At 67.3% G+C, this 24,427-nt stretch carries 18 protein-coding genes; 3 read left to right on the top strand and 15 right to left on the bottom strand.

All coding sequences use genetic code 11. The annotated features are described in order from the left end of the window. Window positions 1-53: 53 nt before the first annotated feature. From ACK6C6_RS04870 to ACK6C6_RS04815, 12 genes are all read right to left on the bottom strand, one after another. The gene (locus tag ACK6C6_RS04870; RefSeq protein ID WP_409266187.1) at window positions 54-1,268 is read right to left on the bottom strand and encodes an ATP-binding protein; all 1,215 of its coding nucleotides are present in this window, start codon (window positions 1,266-1,268) and stop codon (window positions 54-56) included. Then, window positions 1,265-1,882 carry a chemotaxis protein CheB gene (locus tag ACK6C6_RS04865; protein WP_409266186.1) on the bottom strand — a complete coding sequence of 206 codons (618 nt, stop codon included), beginning with the start codon at window positions 1,880-1,882 and terminating at the stop codon, window positions 1,265-1,267. Before ACK6C6_RS04865 ends, ACK6C6_RS04870 begins: the two co-directional genes overlap by 4 nt. Then, complete coding sequence (locus ACK6C6_RS04860) at window positions 1,879-2,721, bottom strand: CheR family methyltransferase (RefSeq protein ID WP_409266185.1); 843 nt, start codon at window positions 2,719-2,721, stop codon at window positions 1,879-1,881. The genes ACK6C6_RS04865 and ACK6C6_RS04860 overlap by 4 nt, the downstream gene beginning before the upstream one ends. Before the next feature lie 8 nt (window positions 2,722-2,729). Beyond that, entirely contained in the window at window positions 2,730-6,197 is a 3,468-nt protein-coding gene (locus ACK6C6_RS04855) for a response regulator (RefSeq protein WP_409266184.1), read from the bottom strand. Window positions 6,198-6,321: 124 nt separating this feature from the next. Beyond that, window positions 6,322-8,889: an excinuclease ABC subunit UvrA gene (uvrA, locus tag ACK6C6_RS04850; RefSeq protein WP_409266183.1), complete on the bottom strand. Its 2,568-nt coding sequence runs from the start codon at window positions 8,887-8,889 to the stop codon at window positions 6,322-6,324. Window positions 8,890-8,965: 76 nt separating this feature from the next. Then, window positions 8,966-10,213, bottom strand: a complete 1,248-nt coding sequence (locus ACK6C6_RS04845) for a glycosyltransferase (RefSeq protein WP_409266182.1) — start codon at window positions 10,211-10,213, stop codon at window positions 8,966-8,968. 15 nt (window positions 10,214-10,228) lie between these two features. After that, on the bottom strand, window positions 10,229-10,765 hold the full coding sequence (locus tag ACK6C6_RS04840; protein ID WP_409266181.1) for a pyridoxamine 5'-phosphate oxidase family protein: 537 nt from the start codon (window positions 10,763-10,765) through the stop codon (window positions 10,229-10,231). Between the two features lie 96 nt (window positions 10,766-10,861). Then, entirely contained in the window at window positions 10,862-11,302 is a 441-nt protein-coding gene (locus ACK6C6_RS04835) for a MarR family winged helix-turn-helix transcriptional regulator (protein WP_409266180.1), read from the bottom strand. After that, window positions 11,289-12,176 (bottom strand): alpha/beta fold hydrolase, encoded by an 888-nt coding sequence (locus ACK6C6_RS04830; RefSeq protein ID WP_409266179.1) that lies wholly within the window; start codon window positions 12,174-12,176, stop codon window positions 11,289-11,291. Before ACK6C6_RS04830 ends, ACK6C6_RS04835 begins: the two co-directional genes overlap by 14 nt. A gap of 80 nt (window positions 12,177-12,256) precedes the next feature. Next, window positions 12,257-13,324, bottom strand: a complete 1,068-nt coding sequence (locus tag ACK6C6_RS04825) for an SDR family oxidoreductase (protein ID WP_409266177.1) — start codon at window positions 13,322-13,324, stop codon at window positions 12,257-12,259. 60 nt (window positions 13,325-13,384) lie between these two features. Beyond that, a complete protein-coding gene (locus ACK6C6_RS04820; protein WP_209588966.1) occupies window positions 13,385-13,852 on the bottom strand; it encodes a DUF1854 domain-containing protein in 468 nt (155 codons plus the stop codon). Further along, complete coding sequence (locus tag ACK6C6_RS04815; protein WP_409266175.1) at window positions 13,853-16,132, bottom strand: ABC transporter ATP-binding protein; 2,280 nt, start codon at window positions 16,130-16,132, stop codon at window positions 13,853-13,855. 313 nt (window positions 16,133-16,445) lie between these two features. Here ACK6C6_RS04815 and cphA (ACK6C6_RS04810) point away from each other — a divergent pair, with 313 nt between their 5' ends. The 3 genes from cphA (ACK6C6_RS04810) to ACK6C6_RS04800 are packed head-to-tail and all read left to right on the top strand — an operon-like array spanning window position 16,446 to window position 22,066. Further along, window positions 16,446-18,629: a cyanophycin synthetase gene (cphA, locus tag ACK6C6_RS04810; protein WP_409266173.1), complete on the top strand. Its 2,184-nt coding sequence runs from the start codon at window positions 16,446-16,448 to the stop codon at window positions 18,627-18,629. Between the two features lie 12 nt (window positions 18,630-18,641). After that, window positions 18,642-21,212, top strand: a complete 2,571-nt coding sequence (gene cphA / locus ACK6C6_RS04805; RefSeq protein ID WP_409266172.1) for a cyanophycin synthetase — start codon at window positions 18,642-18,644, stop codon at window positions 21,210-21,212. After that, a complete protein-coding gene (locus ACK6C6_RS04800; protein WP_409266171.1) occupies window positions 21,209-22,066 on the top strand; it encodes a MaoC/PaaZ C-terminal domain-containing protein in 858 nt (285 codons plus the stop codon). The genes cphA (ACK6C6_RS04805) and ACK6C6_RS04800 overlap by 4 nt, the downstream gene beginning before the upstream one ends. Window positions 22,067-22,084: 18 nt before the next feature. Here the strand turns inward: ACK6C6_RS04800 and ACK6C6_RS04795 are convergent, their stop codons facing one another. From ACK6C6_RS04795 to ACK6C6_RS04785, 3 genes are all read right to left on the bottom strand, one after another. Continuing rightward, a complete protein-coding gene (locus tag ACK6C6_RS04795) occupies window positions 22,085-22,798 on the bottom strand; it encodes a hypothetical protein (RefSeq protein ID WP_409266170.1) in 714 nt (237 codons plus the stop codon). Window positions 22,799-22,887: 89 nt separating this feature from the next. Further along, window positions 22,888-23,385 carry a hypothetical protein gene (locus ACK6C6_RS04790; protein WP_409266168.1) on the bottom strand — a complete coding sequence of 166 codons (498 nt, stop codon included), beginning with the start codon at window positions 23,383-23,385 and terminating at the stop codon, window positions 22,888-22,890. A 19-nt stretch (window positions 23,386-23,404) separates the two neighbouring features. Then, window positions 23,405-24,211: a matrixin family metalloprotease gene (locus ACK6C6_RS04785; RefSeq protein WP_409266166.1), complete on the bottom strand. Its 807-nt coding sequence runs from the start codon at window positions 24,209-24,211 to the stop codon at window positions 23,405-23,407. Between the last annotated feature and the right edge of the window lie 216 nt (window positions 24,212-24,427).

Raw genomic sequence — 24,427 nt, 5'->3', positions numbered from 1 at the left:
ATGGTTTCGTGAGATGGGCGGCCAAGCCCGCCCGTCTCACGATACAGACGTCTTCAAGCCGTGGTGGCCGTATCGACCGTCTGCTCGCAGGTCGGCAGGATCAGCGAGAAGGTCGAGCCCTCCCCCGGCTTGCTGCTCACGCGCAATTCGCCGCCGTGCGAAATGGCCAGCTGGCGCGAGATGTACAGGCCCAGGCCCAGGCCCTTGGGCTCGCCGTTGCGCGCGCCGCGCTCGTAGGGCTCGAAAATGCGTTCCAGGTCGCTCTGGGCGATGCCCTTGCCCTCGTCGCGCACGTCGATCCGCACCGTGTCGTCGGCGTACTGCACGCTCACCTCGACCGGCTGCCCGCCGCCGTAGCGCAGCGCATTGGTCAAGAGGTTGACCACCACCTGCTCGATGCGGAACTCGTCCCAGCAGCCCTCCACCGGCGGATGCGGCTGCAGGGACAGCTTGCAACCGGTGGCCGCCGCCTGCAGCGACAGGTCGCTGACCACGCGTTCCAGCAGATCCATCAGCTGCACCTGGCCCGGGCGGATGGACAGCTGGCCGCTGCGCATGCGCGAGACGTCGAGCATGTCGTCGATCAGGCGGATCATGGCCTTGATCTGGCGCTCGTCGCGCTTGATCATGGCTTCGAACTGGTCGGGCTTGATCGTGGCCAGGGTGCCGCGCTTGAGCTGCAGGCTGCGCATCTGCGCTTCCAGGAACAGGGTGTTGAGCGGCGTGCGCAGCTCGTGCGCCACCAGCGACATGAATTCGTCGCGCATGCGCAGCGAGCGCTGCAGCTCTTCCTGGGTCTGGTTCAGTTCGCGCAGCAGGGTTTCCTGTTCCTGGCGGCTGCGCTCGAGCGCGGCCATCTGGCGCTGCATCTGGCGGCGCTGCTGGTCGAGCGTGACGAACACGTTGACCTTGCTGCGCACCGCGTCCGAGTCGAGCGGCTTGTAGAGGAAGTCGACGGCGCCGGTCTCGTAGCCCTTGAAGGCGTAGTTCAGCTCGCGGCCGGCGGCCGACACGAACACGATCGGGATGGCCCGGGTGCGCGACGTGGAGCGCATCATCTCGGCCAGTTCGAAGCCGTCCATGCCCGGCATCTGGACGTCGAGGATGGCCAGCGCGAAGTCGTGCTCGAGCATCAGCGCCAGCGCTTCCTCGCCCGAGGAAGCCTGGTAGACGAGGCGTCCTTCGCCGCGGATCAGGGCATCGAGGGCGCGCAGGTTCTCCGGCAGGTCGTCGACGATCAAAAGTTTGCTAGGGTCTTGCAGGCTCATAAGTTCCTCAGCATGGGAAGCAGTGTCCGGATACCGGACAGCGGCAGCACGAGATGGGGCGCGCAGCGCCGGATCGCCTCGATCGGCATGGCGCTGGCCTGGGCCTCTCCCGGGTCCTGCACGACGGTCAGCCCGCCGCGCTCGCGGATATGGCACATGCCGTCGGCGCCGTCGTGGTTGGCGCCGGTCAGCAGGATGCCGGCCAGCGCCGGGCCATAGGCGTCGGCGCTTGACTCCATCAGCACATCGATCGCCGGGCGCGCGAACTGCACCGGCGGCTCGCAGCTGAGCGAGAAGCAGCGGTCGCGCTCGACCGACAGATGATAGCCCGAACCGGCGAAATAGATCACGCCGGGTTCGAGCTGCTCCTTGTCGCGCGCCTCGCGCACCGGCAGCGCGGCGCGCAGCTCGAACAGCTCGGCCAGGCGGCTGTCGCGATCGGGCGGCACGTGCAGGATGCACACGACGGTGGGGCGAAAACCAGCCGGGATGGCCGGCAGCAGGCCAATCAGGGCATCGACGCCGCCGGCCGAGCCGCCGATGACGACCAGCTCCACGCGGCGGCCGCGCAGGGCCGCGCCAAGGTCCGCCAGGGCGCTCGCCGGGATGCTCACAGGGCACCCTTGCGGTAGATGCGCTCGCGCCGGGCCAGCACGTCGAAGCGGTCGGCATAGCTGGAGAACTCGATGCTCTCCTTGCTGCCCAGGCCCAGGAAGCCGCGGTAGCACAGCGATTCGTGGAACAGGCCGAGCACGCGGTTCTGCAGCTTGCGGTTGAAATAGATCAGCACATTGCGGCAGCTGACGAAATGGGTCTCCGAGAACACGGTATCGGTGGCCAGGCTGTGGTCGGCGAAGGTCACGTTCTCGATCAGGGCGCGGTCGAACAGCGCGCCGTTGTAGGCCGCCGTGTAATAGTCGGAAAAAGCGCGCTTGCCGCCGGCCTTCTGGTAGTTCTCGGTGTACAGGCGCATGCGTTCGAGGTTGAACACCCCGCGCCGCGCCGCCTCCAGCGATTCGGGGTTGATGTCGGTGGCGTAGATGATGGTGCGGTCCAGCAGGCCTTCTTCCTGCAGCAGGATGGCCAGCGAATACACCTCTTCGCCGGTGCTGCAGCCCGCCACCCATACCTTCAGCGAAGGATAGGTCTTGAGAAAAGGCACCACGTGCTCGCGCAGCGCCAGCCAGTATTCCGGATCGCGGAACATCTCGGTGACCGGAATCGTCAGATACTGCAGCAGCTGGGCGAAGCCGTCCGGCTCGTGCATCACCTTGGCCTGGAGCGCGGACACGGTGTCGCAGTCCATCTCGCGCATGGCCACCAGGATGCGGCGCTTCTGCGACGCACCCGTATAGTCCCTGAAGTCGTAGTTGTACTTCAGGTAGACGGCTTCCACCAGCATCTTCAGCTCGATGTCGAAGTCGTCCGGCGGTGTCGGATCGATGGGGCTCATTGGCGTGCTCAAATACGTTCCAGTGTCGGCATCCACACCCGCAGCAGCGAGTACAGGCGGGAGAGGTCGATCGGCTTGGCCAGGTAATCGTTGGCGCCGGCGGCCAGGCACTGCTCCTGGTCGTCCTTCATCGCCTTGGCCGTGATCGCGATGATCGGCAGGCGGTCGAAGCGGCCGTCCGCGCGGATGCGGCGGGTCGCTTCCAGCCCGTCCATGCCCGGCATCATCACGTCCATCAGCACCAGGTCGATGCCCGGCACCTCGTCGAGCTTGGCGATGGCTTCGAAGCCATTCCGGCCCACCTCGACCTTGGCGCCGCGCGATTCGAGCGCGCTGGTCAGCGCGAACACGTTGCGCACGTCGTCGTCCACCAGCAGGATGGTACGCCCTTCGAACACGCGGTCGCGTCCACGCACGGCTTTCAGCATGGTCTGGCGCTCGGACGAGAGCTCGCTTTCCACCTTGTGCAGGAACAGGGTCACCTCGTCCAGCAGGCGCTCGGGCGAACGCGCGCCCTTGATGATGATCGAGCGCGAATACTTGAGCAGCTCGGCCTCTTCGTCGCGGGTCAGGTTGCGGCCGGTGTACACGATTACCGGCGGGAAGGAGCAGACTTCCTCGCTGGCCATGCGTTCGAGCAGCTCGCCGCCCTGCATGTCGGGCAGTTTCAGGTCGATGATCATGCAGTCGAAGATCTGCTCCTTCAGCAGGGCCAGGGCGTCGCCGCCCATGCCGACCGCCCGGATCTCGACATCGGTGTCGGCGATCAGCTGCACCACGCTCTCGCGCTGGCGCTCGTCGTCCTCGACCAGCAGCACGCGCTTGATCTTCTGGCTCGATTTTTCCTGCAGCTTGCGGAACACCTCTTCCAGCTGCTCGCGGCTGGTGGGTTTCAGCGCATAGCCGATCGCGCCCAGGTGCAGGGCCTCGCCGCCGTTTTCCATGCTCGAGACGATGTGCACCGGGATGTGGCGGGTGGCCGGGTTGTCCTTCAGCTGCTGCAGCACCGACAGGCCGGAGCTGTCCGGCAGGCGGATGTCGAGCAGCACCGCGTCCGGCTTCTGGCTGGCGGCCAGCGCCAGGCCCTCGCCGGCGCTCAGCGCCACCAGGCAGCGGTAGTCGAGTTCGTGCGCCAGGTCGAACAGGATGCGCGCGAATTCGGGTTCGTCCTCGATCACCAGCACGGTGCGCGTGCCTGCCGCAGGCAGGTCGCGGTCGTCCGCGAAGCTGGCGGCCGGCTCCATCGATGCCGGAGCGCTGGTCGGCGCCGGCGTCGCCAGCGGGGCCGGCTGCGGGGCATTCAGGGCCGGCGCCGCCGGCGGGGTGGCCGCCACCGCGCCGCTGCGCGGCAGGCTCAGGGTGAACAGGCTGCCCTCGCCCGGCTGGCTCGACACGTTCAGGGTGCCGCCCAGCAGGTTGGTGAGGTCGCGCGAGATCGACAGGCCCAGGCCGGTGCCGCCGAAGCGGCGGCTGGTGGTGCCGTCGGCCTGGTGGAAGGCGTCGAAAATCTTGTCCTGCTGGTCCGGGGCGATGCCGATGCCGGAATCGCGCACGCCGAACTGCACCCAGCCTTCCGGCGTCACGCCCAGCGTCATGGCTACCTGCCCGCTGTCGGTGAACTTCACCGCGTTGGACAGCAGGTTCTTCAGGATCTGCTCGACGCGCTGGCGGTCGGTGGTGATGGTGGGCGGCACATTCGGGTCGATCGTCACGCTGAAGTCGAGCATTTTCTGGCGTGCGAGCGGCTCGAAGGTGCGCGCCAGGCCCTCGACCATGCGGCGCAGCGGCACCTCTTCCGGCACCAGCTCGAGCTTGCCCGCCTCGACCTTCGAGATGTCGAGGATGTCGTTAATCAGATGTAGCAGGTCGTTGCCGGCCGAGTAGATGGTCTGGGCGAAGCGCACCTGCTCGTCATTGAGGTTGCCGCTGGCGTTGTCGGCCAGCAGCTTGGCCAGGATCAGCGAGCTGTTGAGCGGCGTGCGCAGCTCGTGCGACATATTGGCCAGGAATTCAGACTTGTAGCGGCTGGCGCGTTCCAGCTCCAGCGCGCGCTGGCGCAGTTGGTCCTGGGCGCCGGTGAGGGCCGCGTTCTTCATGTCGAGGTTCAGCGCCTGCTCGGCCAGCTGGTCGTTGGTGGCGCGCAGCTCGGACTGCTGGTTCTCCAGCGCGGTCTGCGATTCTTCCAGCGCGCGCGACTGCTCTTCCAGCTCTTCGTTGGCGGTGCGCAGCTCTTCCTGCTGGACCTGCAATTCCTCGTTCAGGGTCTGGGTCTCTTCCAGCGCATGCTGCAGGCGCAGGCGGTACAGCACCGCCGCCATCGAGGCGCCGACCGCCGGGGCGATCAGTTCCATGAACTCGCGGTCGCGCGCGGTCACGGGATGCAGGAAGCCGATCTCGATCACGCCCTTGATCTTGCCGTGGTTGTGCACCGGCGAGATTACGAGTTCGCGCGGCGGCGCGTCGCCCAGGCTCGAGGCCACCTTGATGTAGCCGTCCGGCAGGTCGTGCAGCACCAGCAGGCGGCCCTCGATCGCCGCGCGGCTGGCCAGCGATTGGCCCGGCATGATGACCTGGGCGTCGTCGGCCTTGTCGAAGGCGAAGCCGTAGGCGCCGATGCGGCGCAGGACGCCGTCCTCGCCGTTCACGTACATGGATGCAACCGCACCGTCCAGGTAGCGGATCAGGTAGCCCAGCACGGCGTCGGCCAGCGGTTCCAGCGAATGGATGCCGGCGCTCAGCGTGGACAACTCGGTCTGGCCCGCGCGCAGCCAGTCCTGGTGGCGCAGCTGGGCGTTGTGCTCGGCCTCGTGCTCCAGCGTCTCCTGGTAGGAATCCGACAGCATGACCAGCTGGCGGCGCCCGAACATGGCCAGGCCGCCGCCGACCAGCAGGCTGAGAAGCAGGAAGGAAATCACCGACCAGGTCGTGACGCGGCGTGCCTCGTCGTTGCGCTCGCGCAGCAGGCGGCGCTCGACGTCGAGGAAGTCGTCGAAGGAACGGCGGATCTCGTCCATCAGGATCTTGCCGCGGCCGCTACGTACGGCGTCGAGGTAGGTCGGATCGTTGCGGCGGCGCCGTTCGATCATCTCGGCGGCGAAGGCCTTCCATTGCATCTGCGAGGCCTGGATGCGCTTGATCCGGTCAATCTGGGCCGGATTGTCCGCGACCATCTCGCTCATCGATCCGAGTCCGCTCTGTACGCGCTGCAGGGCGAGCAGATAAGGTGAAAGGAAAGCCTCGTCGCCGGCAAGCAGGTAGCCGCGCATCCCGGCTTCCATGTCGGCCGCAAGCTTGCTGACCTCTTGCGCATTGCCGATGACGCGCTCGGAATGCTCGACCCGGTTCAGTGCATTGATCAGGTAAGCGATCAAGGCGACGAATACGATTGCGGTAACGACGCTCAATCCCAGCGGCAAGGCGACGTTGCGGCTCAAGATGCGGCGAAATTGTGAATTATCGATGGAAGGGCCGGCCATGCGTGACGAAAAGTTAGGGAAAAAATATCCCAAGTGTAACGCATGGTCGTATTTTCCGTCACACAATTGGATGAATGATCGACATCTCAATTGTTAATACGGAAATTAGATTCCGACGAATCCTTTATGCAAGATGGGTCGCAAGATATGGCGCCGTGCGGCTGGCCTTGCAGCGCGCCACCTCTTGCGGCGGCCCGGCGCAGATCAGCTTGCCTCCCTCGTCGCCCGCTCCCGGGCCGACATCGATCACCCAGTCGCAGCCCGCCACCACGCGCATGGTGTGCTCGACCACGATCACCGTGTTGCCGGCGTCGACCAGGCGGTTCAACTGCGCCACCAGGCGGTCGGCATCGCGCGGGTGCAGGCCGGTGGTCGGCTCGTCCAGCACGTACAGGGTGTTGCCGCGCCCGGCGCGCTGCAGCTCGGCCGCCAGCTTGATGCGCTGCGCCTCGCCGCCCGACAGTTCGGTCGCCGGCTGGCCCAAGCGTAGGTAATCGAGGCCGACTTCACGCAGCACCTCGAGCGAGCGCTCGACCAGCGGCTCGCCTTCGAAGAAGCGAATCGCCTCGCCCACCGTCATGCCCAGCACCTCGGCGATGTTCTTGCCGCGGTAGCGCACTTCCAGGGTCTTGGCGTTGTAGCGTGCGCCTTCGCAGGTCGGGCATGGCGCATACACGCTGGGCAGGAACAGCAGCTCGACCATGACGAAGCCTTCGCCGGCGCAATGCTCGCAGCGCCCCTTGGCCACGTTAAAGGAGAAGCGGCCGGCGTCATAGCGGCGCTTCTTCGCGTCCGGCGTGGCGGCGAACAGCTTGCGCACCTGGTCGAACAGGCCGGTATAGGTGGCCAGGTTGGAACGCGGGGTGCGGCCGATCGGCTTCTGGTCGACCCGCACCATGCGCCGTATTCCCTCCATGCCGGCGACGATGCGCCCTTCGAGCGGCAAGGCGGCTTCCTGTTCCAGGCCCGGTTCTTCGGCCTCCGGGGTATCGGCCTCTGGCGCGCCCTGGCCGAGGGCCCTGCTTACCAGCTCCACCAGCACCTGGCTGACCAGGCTCGACTTGCCGGAACCGGACACGCCGGTGACCGCCGTCAGCACGCCGAGCGGGAAGTCGGCCTTGACCCCGTCGAGGTTATTGCGGCGCACGCCCTCCAGACGCAGCCAGCCGACCGGCTGGCGCGGCGCGCGTTTTTCCAACGGCGCTTCGTTGAACAGGTAGCGCCGCGTCTGCGAGTCGGCGACCTTCTTCAATCCGCCGGGCTCGCCGCTGTACAGCACCTGCCCGCCCTTCTCGCCCGCTTGCGGGCCGACGTCGACGATCCAGTCGGCCTGCCGGATCACGTCGAGCGCGTGCTCAACCACGAACAGCGAGTTGCCCGCGCTCTTCAACTGTGCGAGCGCATCGAGCAGCGCTTCGGTATCGGCCGGGTGCAGGCCGGCCGAAGGCTCGTCCAGCACGTAGACCACGCCGAACAGGTTCGAGCGCACCTGGGTCGCCAGGCGCAGGCGCTGCAGCTCGCCCGGCGACAGGGTCGGCGTGCTGCGTTCCAGCGCCAGGTAGCCCAGGCCCAGGTCGAGCAGCACGCGCAGGCGCGCGCACAGGTCCTGGGCGATGCGCTGGGTGACGATCATCTGTTCCGGGTGTTCCCTGGCGCGCGTCTTGTCCTTGGCCGCTTCGCCGGCCGCGTAGGGTTGCAACAGCTCGCTGAGCCGCGCCAGCGGCATGCGCGACAATTCCATGATGTCGATGCCGGCAAAGGTGACCGACAGCGCTTCCTGGCGCAGGCGCTTGCCGCGGCACTGCGGGCATTCGGTCGAGACCATGTAGCGCGCCACGCGCTTCTTCATCGAGGCGCTCTCGGTATTGGCGAAGGTCTGCAGCACGTAGCGGCGCGCGCCGGTGAAGGTGCCCTGGTAGCTGGGCGTGTCCTTGCGCTTGAGCGCCGCCTTCGTTTCCTTCGGCGTGAGGCCGGCGTAGACCGGCACGGTCGGGGTCTCGTCGGTGAACAGGATCCAGTCGCGGTCCTTCTTCGGCAAGTCGCGCCAGGGGGTATCGACGTCGTAGCCCATGGTGACCAGGATGTCGCGCAGGTTCTGGCCATGCCAGGCCGGCGGCCAGGCGGCCACCGCGCGCTCGCGGATGGTGAGCGAATCGTCCGGCACCAGCGATTGTTCCGTCACTTCGTAGACCCGGCCCAGGCCCGAGCACTGCGGGCAGGCGCCTTCCGGCGTGTTCGGCGAAAAGGATTCCGCGTACAGGAGTTCCTGGCCAGGCGGATAGTCGCCGGCGCGCGAATACAGCATGCGCAGGGAATTCGACAGCGTGCTCACGCTCCCGACCGACGAGCGCGCGGTGGGCGAACCGCGCTGCTGCTGCAGCGCCACCGCCGGCGGCAGGCCGTCGATCTCGTCGACCTCGGGCACTGGCATCTGGTGGAACAGGCGGCGCGCATAGGGCGACACCGACTCCAGGTAGCGGCGCTGGGCTTCCGCGTACAGGGTGCCGAAGGCGAGCGAGGACTTGCCCGAGCCGGACACGCCGGTGAACACCACCAGGCTGCCCCTCGGGATGTCGACGTCGACGTTCTTCAGGTTGTGTTCGCGGGCGCCGCGCACCCGGACGTAGCCTGCGCGGCTTTCGCCCGCGGTGGAAGAATGGTCGTGCTTGTGGCCCGTCGGCTTGTCGCGCATGATTTCCCCGGCATCGTGAGGTCGATCCCGTATTACAGCCGACGTCCAAGGAGTTGTCCGTGCGTTTAGCAACAGTTCAGCGCGCAAGCGAGGCCAAGCGCTCGCACATGGGCGCCAGGTCCGTCGGTCCGCATAGCGCGGCGACCTTGCGGCAGGCTTCGTTCACATCTTTATTGTCAACAACTTCTGCCAGCCGCTTCTCGAGCCGCCGTGCCGTCAGTCGGGCAGCGTTCAGGCTGGCGCCCACACCCAGCGCCCTCACCCTTGCCGCGTTGTCGAACTGGTCGTGCGCCAGCGGCACCACCAGCTGCGGCGTGCCGGCGCGCAGGGCTTCGGCCGTGGTGCCGATGCCGCCATGGTGCACCAGCGCCGCCACGTGCGGCAGCAAGGCGCGCAGCGGCACGTAATCCTGCCACAACACCGACGTCGGCAGATGGGCCGGCAGCTGCGCGCGGTGCGGCGTCAACAGGATGGCGCGCAGCCCGCGCCGGGCGCAGGCGTCCAGGGCGCAGCGGAAGTAATGGGCCGCCTGGCGGTTGCCGGTGCCGGGCGTGAACACCACCGGCCTGGTCCCCTCCTCCAGGAAGCGCGCCACTTGCGGCGACAGCTCCGCCTGGGGCGATGGGTCGAACAAGGGAAAGCCGGCGCGCGCCAGAGGCTGCGGCCAGTCTGGCTGGGTCGGCGCAAACCATTCGGGGAACAGGGTCACGGACAGGTCGGGCACCTGCACGATGTGCTCGATCAGGCTCGCAACCGGCGCCAGCCCATGCGAAGCCCGCGCCGCGTTCACGTCGGGCAGCGAAACCGGATCGATCAGGGCTTTGCCGATGCGCCGCCACAGCCAGCGGCGCGCGCCCAGCGGCACCCAGGGCGGCACCGGATACGGCCCCAGCATGAGCGGGTCATGCACGGTCGGCAGGTTGGATGGCGCCAGGTAGATTGCCGCGACTTTCAGGCCGGGCCGCTGCGCACGGCACAGGTCCGCTTCCGGCAGCGCGAGCGGGTGCGCCAGCAGCACAACCTGCTCGTCCTGCGGCAGCGCGGCCACGATAGCGGGAATCTGCGCCATCGCCGGGCGCGTGGCGCGCCACACCACGGCCAGGCCACGCGTCGGGTGCCACAGGTCGGGATGGTCGAGCACCGCTTCGTCGGCCGGCAGGCCGTGGAAGGCCAGGCCGGTCGGCTCCACGAAAGGCGCATGCTGTACCGGCCCGAGCATGCTGACCCGATACCCTGCCTCGCGCAGCGCCAGCGCCACGCGCATGAATGGATACAGGTCGCCGGCCGAGCCGATGGTGACGACGACGAAGTGCAGCTGCGGCATCGGAAAGCCGGCCCGTCAGAAGCTGAGCGTGCCCTCGATCGAATCGTCGAGCGTCTTGCCCAGCACCGCGCCGACCATGACCTTGGCGCCGGCCACCGCGTCGCCATGCTTGTTGTCCCAGTAGTAGCCCTGGCGCGGGATCACGCGGATGGCGGTGATGCGCGGGTCATCCTCGCCTTCGGTGAACCAGGTCTTGAGCATGAAGTTCCACAGCTCCTTGATGCGCTGGCGGTCGGTGATCACTTCCGCATAGCCGTCGAGCTCGAGGAAGCCGGAATGCGCGCCCTGCTGGAAATACAGCTTCACGGCCGGGTGCGCCGCGATTTCTGCGTTCTTGTGGCTATCGCTGGCGCTCAGGAACCAGAGCTGGCCGGCGTCGTCCACCTCGCGCACGCTCATCGGGCGCACGCCACGGCTCGGGCCGCTGCCGCCCTGGGTGACGAAGAAGCAGCTGTCGGCGTCGTCGGCCATGTCCTTGAGGCGCTGCACGGCCTGCTCGCCGCTGAGGTCGAGGCGGTTCTGTTCCGGCTGGTTGCGGTTGATCGAATCCATGAAGTCTCCCGGTAGGCGTAAGCGGATAGGAGGACTCTACCCGCGATGCGCTTGTGGGTATGTGAACGGACGTACACTGACGGTCGAAACGCCCGGTCAATCCTGTGACGCACCCGGCTCCAGCGCCGCCGCCTGGGCCAGCCAGCGCGCCACGGTCTGCAGTTCTTCCGGCGTAAAGCCTTCCGCCAGGCGCGCATTCAGCTTGACCAGCACCTCCCCGGCGCGGGTGCCGGCCTCCTGGCCGCTGCCGGTCATCCGCAGGCGCGTCAGGCGCGCGTCGCGGGCGTCGGCGACGCGCTCGACCAGGCCGGCCGCCTGCATGCGCTTGGACAGGTTGGTGATGGCGGCCGGCGCCACGCCCAGTTCCGTGGCGATCTCCCCCACCGCGGCGTCGCCGCGCGCGCGCAGCACGAACAGCAGGCCGACCTGGGCCGCGCTGATCCCTTCCCAGGATTCGGGCCGTGCCTCGATCCAGCGCTGCAGGGCGCGCTGGGCGCGGTTCAGCAGCTGGACGAAACGGGGTTTAGCGGGCGCCATGCGCGACCTCCCTCCCCTGCCTGGCCCGGGCGTGCAGCCAGTCGGCCACCTGCGGCCACAGCGCCGCTTCGCAGCGGCGCCGGAAAAAGCCCATGTGCCCCACCGCCGGCACGCCCGCCGCACGCGGGTCGATGTTGCGGCGCTCCAGCTGCGCATTGACCAGGTGCGACACCAACATGTCGACCGCCACCGGGTTGGCCCAGGGATCGTCGTCGAAGCCCAGCACCAAGAGCGGGATGTCGACCCGGGCCATGCGGCGCGCGGCGTCGAGCGCCGGATCGTCAAAAAAGTAGCGCGGCAACGCGGTCCACCGGGCCCATTGCAGCATGACGCCGCACGGCAGGTCTTCGCCCAGGCCGATGCGGCGTCCCGGCATGTAGCCGAGCAGCGCGCACAGGAGCGGCGCCAGCACGCGCAGCACGAAGCGCACGCGCAGGCGCTCGCCGAAGCCGCGCACCGTGCGGCTGGCGCCCGCGTGGGACGCCACCAGCACCGCGGCGCGCAGGCGCGCGGTCTCGGGCGACAGGCCGATCGCGTGGCCGCCCACGCTGTGCCCCACCGCCAGCAGCGGCGAGCCGGGGAAGCGCTCCTCGGTCCAGCGCGTGACGGCGGCGACGTCCTTGTCGATCCAGTCCGTCATGCTCGCCTTGAAGCCGCGCAGGCTGTGCGGGCGCGAGCGCCCGGTGCCGCGGTAGTCGTAGGTCACGACATTGAATCCGCGCCCCGCCAGCCAGGCCGCGAAAGGCGCGTAATAGGCCTGCGTGACCGCCGTCGCCGGATGCAGGATGACGGTGGCGGCGGCGCCGGGCGCCGACCAGCAGCTGGCCTCGACCGGGATCCTGCCGGCGGGAATCGAAAGATGTTCGGCTTGCATGGCAGCGATTTCGCCCATTTCGTTAACGTGTTAACGAATTTAGCACCAGCCAGCCGGCACTGCAAGCGGCTGGGTCGAACTCAGGGAATCAGGCGCGCCGCGCGCAGCTGGCCGAACAGGTCGAAGAAGGAGTCGTCGGTGGCCTGGTAAGCCGTGAAGCCGAGCTTGCGGCTGCGCGCCATGTCAGTCATCACCTCGATCGGGCGGCCCAGGTCGAGGTCGGTATGCCAGGGCGACGCCAGGCGGTCGAGGTCGGCTTCCGCCAATCCGTGGCGCGCGGCGATGTCGCGCCACAAGGCATGGTCGTTCGCCATCGCGCTTTCCAGCGGCTGCACCGTGCCCTTGAAGCCCGCGGCCTGCACGCCAAAATAGTCGGCGATGCGGCCCCACAGCCAGCTCCAGCGGAACAGGTCGCCGTTGACGATGTTGAAGGCTTCGTTGCGCGCCGCGTCGGTATTGGCCGCCCAGACCAGCTGCCTGGCCAGCATGCGCGCGTCGGTGACGTCGGACAGGCCGTTCCACTGCGCGCCGGAGCCGGGGAACTGGAAGGGACGCCCGGTCTCCTTGCAGATGGTGGCGTACACGGCCAGCGTGGTGCCGAGGTTCATCGCATTGCCGACCGCCATGCCGATGACCGTGTGCGGACGGTGGACGGTCCAGGTAAAGCGGTCGCGCTCGGCGGCCGCGTAGACTTCGTCTTCCTGGGCATAGTAGAAATTCTCGACAGGCAGACGCGGCTGGCTTTCGCGCAGCGGCGTGTCCGGCAGCGTACCGGAAGCGGCATAGGCCTCAAAAGGGCCGAGGTAGTGCTTCAGGCCGGTGACCAGGGCCACGTGGCGCAACGACTTCTTGCTCGACAAGGTGGACAGCAGATTGCGCACCATGGCCGCGTTGACGCGGATGTTCTCGCTTTCTGTCGCCTGGCGCATCCAGGTGGTGATGAAGACGTGGGTGGGCGCGATATCCGACAGCGCGGCGGCCAGCCCTGCCTCGTCGAGCAGGTCGGCCGCGACCGGGATCACGCCCGCAACATCGTTGCCGGGACGGCGCGCCAGTCCGTAGACTTGCCAGCCGTCCGCCACCAGGGCTTTCGCCGTGTAGTTCCCACCGATCCCGCTAGCGCCCACTACCAGTGCTGTTCGTTGCATTGCCGTTTTCCTTCCGTATCAAAGGAAAAACGGTAGCACGGATAGACGAATGGAGTCGTCTTACAGGAAACGGTCCAGGATCTTGCGGCTGTGCTTATCGATATGGAACATGTCGCGCACCAGGAAGTTGATGCCGTGGTTGTCGGCGATCAAGAGCGAGGCTTCGCCGATGCGGCGGATGTCCTCATCGACCTTCAGCACGAACTCGGTATCGCCTCGGTCGGTCGTCACGAACCAGGTGCAGGGGGTGGCGAAGCTCGACACATCCTTGATCCTCAGGATTTCGGGAATGAATTCGCGGCCTTCGATCTCTTCCTGGATCAGGTCGCGGATCTCCCTGGACACCTCGGCCAGGTCGTCGATCCAGGCCACTTCCTTGCCGCCTTCGCGCACCAGCGAAATGCCGCGCGTCGGCGCCTGGATCGGGAAGGCGCGCACCGGAATGACGCCGACGTGTTCTTCACCTTCGGCGGTGGTGAGCACCAGCTTGCCGAAGCTGTCGCGCCGTAGTTGGAAAGTACTGCTCATTCAATCATCCTTGTCGTCCGGTTCCCCGTCCACGTTGCGCGCCTGCGCTTCGTAGAGGCGGTGGTAAGCGCCTTCGCGCGCCATCAGCTCGTCGTGGCTGCCCTCTTCCACCACCACGCCGCGGTCCAGCACCACCAGGCGGTCGGCCCGGTGCAGCGTGGACAGACGGTGCGCGATGGCGATCGTGGTGCGGCCCTGCACGAGGTTGTCGAGCGCCTTCTGGATCTCTTTCTCGGTTTCCGAGTCCACCGAGGACGTCGCTTCGTCCAGGATCAGGATCGGCGGATCGATCAGCAGCGCGCGCGCGATCGAGATGCGCTGGCGTTCGCCGCCCGACAGGCCCTGGCCGCGCTCGCCCACCATCGAGTCGTAGCCCTGCGGCAGGCGCAGGATGAACTCGTGCGCGTGGGCCGCGCGCGCCGCCGCGATGATTTCTTCGCGGGTGGCGCCCGGCTTGCCGTAGGCGATGTTCTCGGCGATCGTGCCAAAGAACAGGAAAGGCTCCTGCAGCACCAGGCCGATGTGGCGGCGGTAGTCGCTGACCGCGAAAGTGCGGATATCCTGGCCGTCGAGCAGGATCGCGCCCTCGGCCACGTCGTAGAAGCGGCAGATCAGGTTGACCAGCGTGCTCTTGCCCGAGCCCGAGTGGCCGACCAGGCCGACCATCTCGCCGGCTCGGATCTTCAGCGAGATGCCGCGGTTGACCGCGCGGTTGCCGTAGCGGAAACCGACTTCGCGCAGCTCGATATTGCCCGCCACCTTGTCGACCTTCACCGGGTTGACCGGGTCCGGCACGCTCGACACGTGGTCGAGGATGTCGAAGATGCGCTTGGCCGCCGAGGCCGACTTCTGGGTCACCGAGACGATGCGGCTCATGGAATCGAGCTTCACGTAGAAGCGGCCGCTGTAGGCGATGAAAGCGGTCAGCGTGCCGACCGTGATGTCGCCGCGCGACACCTGCCAGATGCCGAAGATCCAGATCACCAGCAGCCCCATCTCGGTCAGCAGCGAGACGGTCGGCGAGAACAGCGACCAGACCTTGTTCAATTTGTCGTTGACGGCCAGGTTGTGCTTGTTCGCTTCGCGGAAGCGCGCCGCTTCGCGTTTTTCCTGGGCGAAGGCCTTCACGACCCGGATGCCCGGGATGGTATCGGCCAGCACGTTGGTCACCTCGCCCCACACGCGGTCGATCTTCTCGAAACCGGTGCGCAGCTTGTCGCGCACCACGTGGATCATCCAGGCGATGAAGGGAAGCGGAACAAGCGTCACCAGCGCCAGCCAGGGATTCATGCTGAACAGGATCACGCCCGTCATGATGATCAGGAGGACGTCCGACAGGAAGTCGAGCAGGTGCAGCGACAGGAAGACACTGATGCGGTCGGAGCCGCTGCCGATGCGCGACATCAGGTCGCCGGTGCGCTTGCCGCCGAAATATTCCAGCGACAGGCGCAGCAGGTGTTCATAGGTGGTCGAGCGCAGGTCGGCGCTGATGCGCTCGGAGGCCAGCGCCAGCACGTAGGTCTTGCCCCAGCCGAGCGCCCAGGCCAGCAGCGCCGCCCCGAACAGGCCGCCCATATATAAATAGACGAGCGAGGTATCGATGACCTGGCCGTTCTGGTACGGGATCAGGACATTGTCCATCAGCGGCTTGGTCAGGTACGGCGGGATCATGTGCGCGCCGGTCGAGCCCACCATCAAGAGGAAACCCAGCAGCAGCTGGCCCTTGTAGGGCCGGGCGAAGCGCCACAAACGGAACAGGGTCCAGGTCGACGGCGGGGTGTGCAGCACCTTGGCGCACACCGCGCATTCGGCGTCGTCGGCCTCGAGCGGGGCCTTGCAGCTCGGGCAGGTGTGCTGCTCCGGCGGCGTCACCGGCACGCCGGTCACGACGCTTTTCAGCTGTTCGTTGAAATGGTCGACCACCCGGATCGCACCCAGGTTCTGGCCCAGCGTGAAGCGCCAGGCTCCCAGGCGGCCCTCCAGATCGACCAGTTCGAGATGGCCGACACCCGCATGGTCGTGGTGGCGCAGCTGCAGGCCGGATCGGTAAGTCCAGTCGCGCCAGGCGTCTTCGCCCGGGCTTCTCGCCAGCAAACGGCGGCTGGTGACCACCACCAGGCCCTTCCGGAAATGTAATTTCGCATCGAGGTCAACCTCGACGCTGCTTAAAACGTTTTCCCCTGGTGCAAGCTGTTTCGTAACGTCATTTTGCCAGTGTTCGGGCAAAACATTGGCGGCGACCGCCAGGGACGACGGAATAGCAGGTTGTTGAGTTGTCATGTGTTGCGCCCGAGATCAGGCATTTGGTTCTGGTGGGGTACAAACAGCGGCGGGGCTTGGCAAGGCACAGGATTGCCGGGATGCCCCCGTACGTGAAGCGTTCCACAAACAGGCTTAACGTTTCTGCGTATCCTTTGGATGACAGAAGGTGGCGTTCCGGCAGAAAAGGAAGCAACCCGATAAGCTTCGGGCCGGCGAGTATACATGAAGTGCGCTGCGGGAAACCGGCTTTGGGTACCGTAGCAGCAGGCAGGTAATTTAAGGTAACGCCAAGCTTGCGCGCAACAGTCGCGGCTGGCAAAGACATTTTTTCATGAACAAGAAGAACGACATCAAGTTCCTCCGCGTGACCCACCTGCGCGGCCCGAACATCTGGACCTACCGACCGGTGATCGAGGCCTGGCTCGACATTGGGGAGCTCGAAGACTTCCCCTCGAACACCCTGCCCGGTTTTACCGAGCGCCTGACCGCCTGGCTGCCGGGCCTGGTAGAACACCGCTGCGGCGTCGGCAGCCGCGGCGGTTTCCTGGAGCGCCTGCGCGACGGCACCTGGGCCGGCCACATCCTCGAGCACATCGTGCTCGAGTTGCAGAACATGGCCGGCATGAAGACCGGCTTCGGCAAGACCCGCTCGACCGGCCAGCGCGGCGTCTACAAGATGGCGTTCCGCACCCGCGACGAGGTCGTCGGCCGCGCCGCCCTCGAAGCCGGCCACCGCCTGATCATGGCGGCCATCAACGACACGCCCTTCGACATGGCCGCCACGGTGCAGGCGCTGACCGAGCTGGTCGACCGCTGGTGCCTGGGCCCGTCGACCGCCCACATCGTCGATGCCGCCACCGACCGCCGCATCCCCTCGATCCGCCTCACCGAGGGCAACCTGGTGCAGCTCGGCCACGGCGCTGCCCAGCGCCGCATCTGGACCGCCGAGACCGACCGCACCAGCGCCATCGGCGAAGGCATCGCCAGCGACAAGGACCTGACCAAGACCCTGCTCGCCTCCTGCGGCGTGCCGGTGCCGGAAGGCGCCCTGGTGCGGAGCGCCGAAGAGGCATGGGAAGAAGCCCAGGACATCGGCCTGCCGGTCGTGGTCAAGCCGGTCGACGGCAACCATGGACGCGGCGTGACGCTGAACCTGATGAGCGAAGCGGAAGTGACGACCGCCTATGCGATCGCCGCGGAAGCCGGCGACAGCAGCGCCGTGCTGGTCGAGCGCTTCATTCCCGGCAACGAGCACCGCCTGCTGGTGGTGGGCCGCGAGGTGGTGGCCGCCGCCAGGGGCGAATCGCTGTGGGTGACGGGCGACGGCAGCTCGAGCGTGCTTCAGCTGTGCGACAGCCAGATCAACACCGACCCGCGCCGCGGCGAGAGCGAAGAACACCCGCTCGGCCGCGTCAACCCGCACGACAGCGAAATCATGCTGGACCTGAAGCGCCAGGGCCTCACGCCGGAGTCCGTGCCGCAGGCCGGCCAGAAGGTGCTGATCCAGGTGAACGGCAACGTCGCCGACGACGTCACCGACCTGGTGCACCCTTCGGTCGCCCACGCCGCCGCGCTGGCGGCGCGCATCGTCGGCCTGGACATCGCCGGCATCGACCTGGTGTGCGAGGACATCTCGCGTCCGCTGGAAGAGCAGCGCGGCGCCATCATCGAAGTCAATTCGAGCCCGGGCCTGCTGGCCCACATCAAGCCGGCCAGCGGCCAGCCGCGCAACGTGGGCAAGGCCATCGTCGACCATCTGTTCGAGCAAGAAGAAACCGGGCGCATCCCGGTGGTCGGCGTCACCGGCACGCTCGGCACCAGCCTGATCGCGCGCCTGGTGGGTTGCCTGGTCCACATCACCGGCAAGCACGTCGGCGTGGCCAACGGCGAAGGCCTGTACCTCGACGCGCGCCAGGTATCGAGCCGCGACTCGACCGGCTTCGAGGCTGGCCAGCGCCTCCTGATCAACCGCACCGTGCAGACCGCCGTGTTCGAATCGAACGCGCGCTCGATCCTGTCGGCGGGCCTGCCCTACGACCGCTGCCTGGTGGGCATCGTTACCGACATGGAAGGTCTCGAAGACGTGGCCGAGTTCCACATCCAGGACCAGGACGCGCTGCGCAACGTGATCCGCAGCCAGGTCGACGTGGTCCTGTCGGAAGGCACCGCGGTGCTGAACGCGGCCATTGATGCGGTTGCCGCGCTGGCGGAACTGTCGGACGGCCGCGTGATCTTCTATGCGCTCGACGAGAACAACCCGGTCGTCGCGAGCCATCGCGCGCAAGGCGAGCGCGTGGTGTTCGTGCGCGACAACCGCATCGTGCTGGCCGAAGGCTTCGATACGGAAGACGTGCTGCTCGACCTGGCCAGGATCCCGCCGGCGACGGTGAAGCACCCGGACAGCGTGCTGGCGGCCGTGGCGGCGGCCTGGGCGCTGGGCGTGCCCTCCGACCTGATCTGCGGCGGCCTGCGCGCTTTTGATGCCACCCCGAAGAAGACGACCCACTCAATTTAAGACTGAAGGTTTATGGAAGTATCTCGTGTACGGGCCCTGCGCGGCCCAAATCTGTGGAGTCATCACACCTCGGTGGAGGCGATCGTCTCCTGCACGCCTGACGAAGAATCGATCCGCGGCCTGGCCGGCTTCGAGACGCGCCTGCGCGCGCGCTTTCCGCAGGTAGGCGAACTGCAGCCCTACGGCCACGACGACACCGTGCCGCTGGCCCAGGTGCTCGAACGCGTGGCCCTGGCCCTGCAGGCCGAAGCCGGCTGCCCGGTCACCTTCAGCCGCACCACCGCCACCGTCGAGCGCGGCATCTACCAGGTCGTGGTCGAGTACAGCGAGGAAGACGTCGGCCGCCTGGCCCTGGAGCTGGCCCAGGAACTGGTCGACGCGGCGCGCAAGGATGCCGCCTTCGACCTCGCGGGCGCCCTGGCGAAACTGCGCGAAGTCGACGAGGACGTGCGCCTCGGCCCGTCCACCGGCGCCATCGTGCATGCCGCCATCGCGCGCAACATCCCCTTCCGCCGCCTGACCGAAGGCAGCCTGGTGCAGTTCGGCTGGGGCAGCCGCCAGCGCCGCATCCAGGCCGCCGAGATCGACGCCACCGGCGCGATCGCCGAGACCATCGCCCAGGACAAGGAACTGACCAAGAAGCTGCTCGACGCCGCCGGCGTGCCGGTGCCGATGGGCCGCAGCGTGAGCGACCCGGAAGACGCCTGGGCCGCCGCCCTCGAGATCGGCCTGCCGGTCGTGATCAAGCCGAAGGACGGCAACCAGGGCAAGGGCGTGACCGTCAACGTCACCACCAAGGAGCAGCTGACCGCGGGCTTCCACACCGCGTCCGAGTTCCGCGACGACATCCTGGTCGAGCGCTACCTGCCGGGCCACGACTACCGCGTGCTGGTCATCGGCGACAAGATGGTGGCTTGCGCCCGCCGCGATCCGCCGCAAGTGGTGGGCGACGGCGTGCACAGCGTGCGCCAACTGGTCGAGCAGGTCAACAAGGACCCGCGCCGCGGCGACGGCCACGCCACCTCGCTGACCAAGATCCGCTTCGACGACATCGCCCTGGCCACGCTGGCCAAGCATGGCATGCATGCCGACTCGGTGCCCGACAAGGGCCAGCGCGTGGTGCTGCGCAATAACGCCAACCTGTCCACCGGCGGCACCGCCACCGACGTGACCGACGACGTCCATCCGGAAGTCGCGGAGCGCTGCATCGCCGCCGCCCACATGGTCGGCCTGGACATCTGCGGCGTCGACCTGGTGTGCGACAGCGTCTTGAGGCCCATCGAGGAACAGCACGGCGGCATCGTCGAAGTCAACGCCGCGCCGGGCCTGCGCATGCACCTGTCGCCCTCGTTCGGCAAGCCCCGTCCGATCGGTGAAGCCATCATGGACACCCTGTTCGCGCCCGGCGACGACGGCCGCATCCCGGTAGTGGCCGTAACCGGCACCAACGGCAAGACCACCACCGTGCGCCTGATCGCGCACCTGTTGACGGCGTCGGGACTGCGCACCGGCATGACCAACACCGACGGCGTCTACATCGAAGGCCGCCGCATTGACAGCGGCGACTGCTCGGGTCCGCGCAGCGCCCGCAACGTGCTGCTGCACCCGGACGTCGATGCGGCCGTGTTCGAGACCGCGCGCGGCGGCCTGCTGCGCGAAGGCCTGGCCTTCGACCGCTGCCAGGTAGCGGTGGTGACCAACATCGGCGCCGGCGACCACCTCGGCCTGAACTACATCACCACGCTCGAAGACCTCGCGGTGCTCAAGCGCGTGATCGTCCAGAACGTGGCCGTCGGGGGCATGGCCGTGCTGAACGCGGCCGACCCGGCGGTGGCGGCAATGGCCGAAGTGACCCGCGGCGACGTCACCTTCTTCGCGCTCGACGTCGGCCACCCGATCATGGCGATGCACCGCGCCCAGGGCCGCCGCGTCGTCTTCGTCGAAGACGGCCAGCTGGTCGCCGCCCAGGGCAATGTCGAACACCGCGTGTCCCTGGCGGAGGTCCCGATCACCCGCGGCGGCAGCGTCGGCTTCCAGATCGAGAACGTGCTGGCCTCGGTGGCCGCGGCCTGGGCCGTGGGCACCGACTGGGACAAGATCCGCCTTGGCCTCAAGACATTCGTCGGCGAGAGCGACAACGCGCCGGGCCGCTTCAACGTGTTCGACTACCGCGGCGCCACCGTCATCGCCGACTACGGCCACAACCCGGACGCGATCGCCGCGCTGGTCAATGCGGTGGAAGGCATGCCGGGCAAGCGCCGCTCGGTGGTGATCAGCGGCGCCGGCGACCGCCGCGACCAGGACATCACCCAGCAGACCGCAATCCTCGGCAAGGCTTTTGACGAGGTGCTGCTGTACCAGGACCAGTGCCAGCGCGGCCGCGCCGACGGCGAGGTGGTCGCCTTGCTGCGCAAGGGCTTGAGCGGCGCTACCCGCACCAGCCACGTGGAAGAAATCAACGGCGAGTTCGTCGCGATCGACCGCGCGCTGTCGCGTCTCGAGAACGGCGACCTGTGCCTGATCCTGATCGACCAGGTGGACGCGGCGCTGGCGCACATCAAGCAGCGCGTCGCCGAAGCTTGAAACCTGCCCCTCCTGCTACCCATGTGCCGGCGCTGCCGGCCATGGGGCCGGGCATCCTGCTGCGGGCGCTGCTCAAGCGTCCGCAACGCCCTCGTCCCGCCCTGCCGCCGGAACTCGTCACCGAGTATCGCCTCGACAGCCTCCCGCTGGACGACATCGCGCGCTACCGCGCCGCCTTCGGTTTCGCGGGCGACCGTATTCCGCTGACCTGGTGGTACTTGCCGGCCCAGCGCGCCCACCTGGCCACGATGCTCGACCCACGCTTTCCCTTCCGGATCGCGGGACTCGTCCACATCGAGAACCTGCTCGAGGAGCACGGCAGGATCGCGCCCGGCCAGGCCCTGCTGCTACGCACCGTGTTACGGATACTGCCGCCATCGGCCAGTGGCGCCCTGCGCTGCGCACTGGAGACCACCGGCATGGCGGGCGGCTCGCCGGTATTCAGCTGTTCCAGCACTTACCTCATCCGCCGGGGCGAACGCGGCGCGGCCAGGCCGCCCGAGGCGGGCCCCGAGCTGTCCGGCCGGGCATTGGCCCAGTGGACGCTGGACGCAACAGCGGGCCGCCGCTACGCCCGGCTTTCGGGGGACTGGAACCCGATCCACCTCACCCGCTGGAGCGCCCGCCTGATGGGCATGCGCAAGCCGATCATCCACGGCATGCACACGCTCGCATCGTGTTGCTCGGCACTGGAAAACGAGAGCGGCCGCAGCGCCGCCCGCATCGAATGCCGTTTCCGTTCACCCGTGTCCCTGGGCAGCGCTGTCGTCCTGCGTGCGGCTGCCGGGACCGGCGGATTCGTGGTGGAAGCGGACGGCAAGCCGGCAGTCACGGGCCACTGCTCGCTCGCATGAGCACGGCGCTGGACCTTGTTATTGCTTGCGCCCCGGCTCGACAGCGACCTTGATCGACTTGTAGAACACGGCACTTCTTGCCTCGAAACCGGAGTCGATCCCGAAGAAGACCCAGATGTCGCCATTGGCATTGCTGGTCACCGCCAAGGGCGCCGTACTCTTGAGCACCTTGGTCTGGAAAACCTGGGGGCCGCAGTCCGGCACGGCGTTGGCGACGTTGCCGAGCACCTGGGACGCGGCGCCCGGTGTCGCCTGGTTGCCGCGGTCGAGGTCGACCCTCCACTCGCCATTGACCTGGACGGTCTTCGGCTCCGTCGGCGCCGCGCCCGCGACCACGTAGACGCTTTCGCCCGGCGCGCCACCGACGCCGACGCAACCGGATGACTGGTTGGAGGCGATCTCGATTTCAAAGCGCAACAGGTAGGAGGCCGACGGCGCATAGCCGCTGAATTTTTTCCTGCTGTAGACAAACAGGTCGTCGCTGCGATTGGTCCCGCCCGTGTAGTAGGCCTGGCCCGACAAGGGCGCCGGCAAGGGACGCAACTCCCACACGAGCTCGGTCGGCGCCGTCGCCTCCTCATAGTCGGCGAACGCGCCCACCCAGCCGTCGAGCGAGCCGGCGAAGCTGGTGCTGATCTGTGGCGCCGGTGCGTCGAGCGTGTCACCACCACAAGCGGCGAGCAGGCAGGCAGAGCTGATCATGCCCAGGACGAGTCTCTTTTGAATGGCCATCGGCACCTCCATGGTGGATATCGAGGAAGCCGAGGATAGGAGACTGTGGTGTCAGAAAATAGACGATATTTGTCCGAGAATTGTAGAGCTCAATCGGGAGCCGCCTGCCCTCGGGGCCGGCGCGCCTTCACCAGGTCCTGGAAGTGGCGCATGCGCGGCGCCGCCTCTTCTTCGGGGAGAAAGCGCTGGGGGTGGTCGGCACGGTACAAGGCCGTGCCGTCCGCGCCCGGCGTCGCGCGCAGGAACCACAGGCCCTTCTGGCCGACGCTGTAGTGAATGTCGGAACTGGAGCGGAGCGCCCCGGCGGGAGAAAGGAGCAGGCGCACGACCCGGGGATGCCCGGCTCCCTTGAGGACCTGGCGGACGTCAAGGATACCCGTTTCGGCCGGGCCTGCGGACCCGGGCCCGGCCTGGCGCTCGATGCGCACCAGCGTGGCCGAGACGATCAGGTCGGAATGCTCGACGAGCTCGGGATCGCCGAAGCGTGCCGACGAGGCCCCGGCCGCTCCTGCAAGCATGCAGGTGGCGAACAGGAGAAGCGAGGCGGCTGCTTTCATGCCTTCCCCCACGCGGCACTGACGCAACACCAGCGTGGGTTCCAGGCGATCAGGCGCGGCGGCGGGCAGCGCCCAGGGCAGCCAGTCCCAGGCCGATCAGCAGCAGCGAGCCCGGCACCGGCACCGGGTTGGTATTGGCGGCGCCGTAGATGTAGCGTGCGCCGGCGATGTCGTCCGCCTGCAGGCCGCGGAAGGCTTCGGTGTAATAGGGATTCATGAGCGAGCCCGGGGTCGTGCTGTGGTTCAGGCCGATGGCGTGGCCGATCTCGTGCGCCGCCACCTGGAAGATGTCGAAGCCCGGACCACCGAAGCCCAGCTTCCAGGTTTCGCCGATGTCGAAGTGGATGTCGCCGGCGGCCGTCGCGCCGTTTGCAGGCGGGTAGTAGCCATGCGCCAGCGTGCCGAAAGCGCCATCCATGGCATGGCCGCCGAAACGCAGGTCCGCGACCGTGCCGGGTGCGTTGAAGGGCACGCCATTGTCTTCCACCTGGGTAAAGATGATGTCCGCGACGGCCGACCAGGCGGCAAAGGCGGCATTCAGGGCGGCCAGATAGCCGGTCGGCATGAAGTCGCCAAGGGCGGTGCAGGTTCCGCCACCATCGGCGGCGCAGTTGGTGCCGGTCGGCATCAGGCTCCAGGTCACGACTGCGCCGGTACCAAACACTGGGGAACCCCACTTGCCGGGCGTGGTCGGTCCGAGCACGTAGCCACCGCTCTGCAGCGGCACGTCGTGGGCGTGGTCGTCATGGTCCACCTCGCCGGAGCCGATCACCATGGCATGCGCAGGCAGGGCGATCGATGCAGCCGCCAGGATTGCCGTTGCCAGGATTTGTTTGGTTTTGATTACTGCACGCATCGTCGTGTCCTTATGGGTTGATAAGAATATGGAGAGCCTCCCTATAGGCAAGAAACGTGCCACAAGTTAATTAAAAATAGGAAACTCAAGCGATACAAGGACTTATTCCTCTAGTCCAGCAGGTTTCTCAAAACAAAGAATGTTCAGTGTAAAATTTTTCGACATGGAAACATTTCGCTCCGAGGTGTGAGCGAAGGACAGACACCAGATAGGAAC

The organism is Massilia sp. BHUDP2 (assembly GCF_046236355.1).
Lineage (GTDB): Bacteria > Pseudomonadota > Gammaproteobacteria > Burkholderiales > Burkholderiaceae_D > Telluria > Telluria varians.
The sequence above is the reverse complement of the archived record's forward strand: the minus strand, read 5'-3'. Positions and strand labels throughout refer to the sequence as shown.

Bases quoted from the DNA above. Each gene is read 5' to 3' on its own strand.
- ACK6C6_RS04870 (WP_409266187.1), bottom strand. From the start codon at position 1,268: ATGAGCCTGCAAGACCCTAGCAAACTTTTGATCGTCGACGACCTGCCG.
- ACK6C6_RS04860 (WP_409266185.1), bottom strand. From the start codon at position 2,721: ATGAGCCCCATCGATCCGACACCGCCGGACGACTTCGACATCGAGCTG.
- ACK6C6_RS04855 (WP_409266184.1), bottom strand. From the start codon at position 6,197: ATGGCCGGCCCTTCCATCGATAATTCACAATTTCGCCGCATCTTGAGC.
- uvrA (WP_409266183.1), bottom strand. From the start codon at position 8,889: ATGCGCGACAAGCCGACGGGCCACAAGCACGACCATTCTTCCACCGCG.
- ACK6C6_RS04845 (WP_409266182.1), bottom strand. From the start codon at position 10,213: ATGCCGCAGCTGCACTTCGTCGTCGTCACCATCGGCTCGGCCGGCGAC.
- ACK6C6_RS04840 (WP_409266181.1), bottom strand. From the start codon at position 10,765: ATGGATTCGATCAACCGCAACCAGCCGGAACAGAACCGCCTCGACCTC.
- ACK6C6_RS04835 (WP_409266180.1), bottom strand. From the start codon at position 11,302: ATGGCGCCCGCTAAACCCCGTTTCGTCCAGCTGCTGAACCGCGCCCAG.
- ACK6C6_RS04830 (WP_409266179.1), bottom strand. From the start codon at position 12,176: ATGCAAGCCGAACATCTTTCGATTCCCGCCGGCAGGATCCCGGTCGAG.
- ACK6C6_RS04825 (WP_409266177.1), bottom strand. From the start codon at position 13,324: ATGCAACGAACAGCACTGGTAGTGGGCGCTAGCGGGATCGGTGGGAAC.
- ACK6C6_RS04820 (WP_209588966.1), bottom strand. From the start codon at position 13,852: ATGAGCAGTACTTTCCAACTACGGCGCGACAGCTTCGGCAAGCTGGTG.
- ACK6C6_RS04815 (WP_409266175.1), bottom strand. From the start codon at position 16,132: ATGACAACTCAACAACCTGCTATTCCGTCGTCCCTGGCGGTCGCCGCC.
- cphA (WP_409266173.1), top strand. From the start codon at position 16,446: ATGAACAAGAAGAACGACATCAAGTTCCTCCGCGTGACCCACCTGCGC.
- cphA (WP_409266172.1), top strand. From the start codon at position 18,642: ATGGAAGTATCTCGTGTACGGGCCCTGCGCGGCCCAAATCTGTGGAGT.
- ACK6C6_RS04795 (WP_409266170.1), bottom strand. From the start codon at position 22,798: ATGGCCATTCAAAAGAGACTCGTCCTGGGCATGATCAGCTCTGCCTGC.
- ACK6C6_RS04785 (WP_409266166.1), bottom strand. From the start codon at position 24,211: ATGCGTGCAGTAATCAAAACCAAACAAATCCTGGCAACGGCAATCCTG.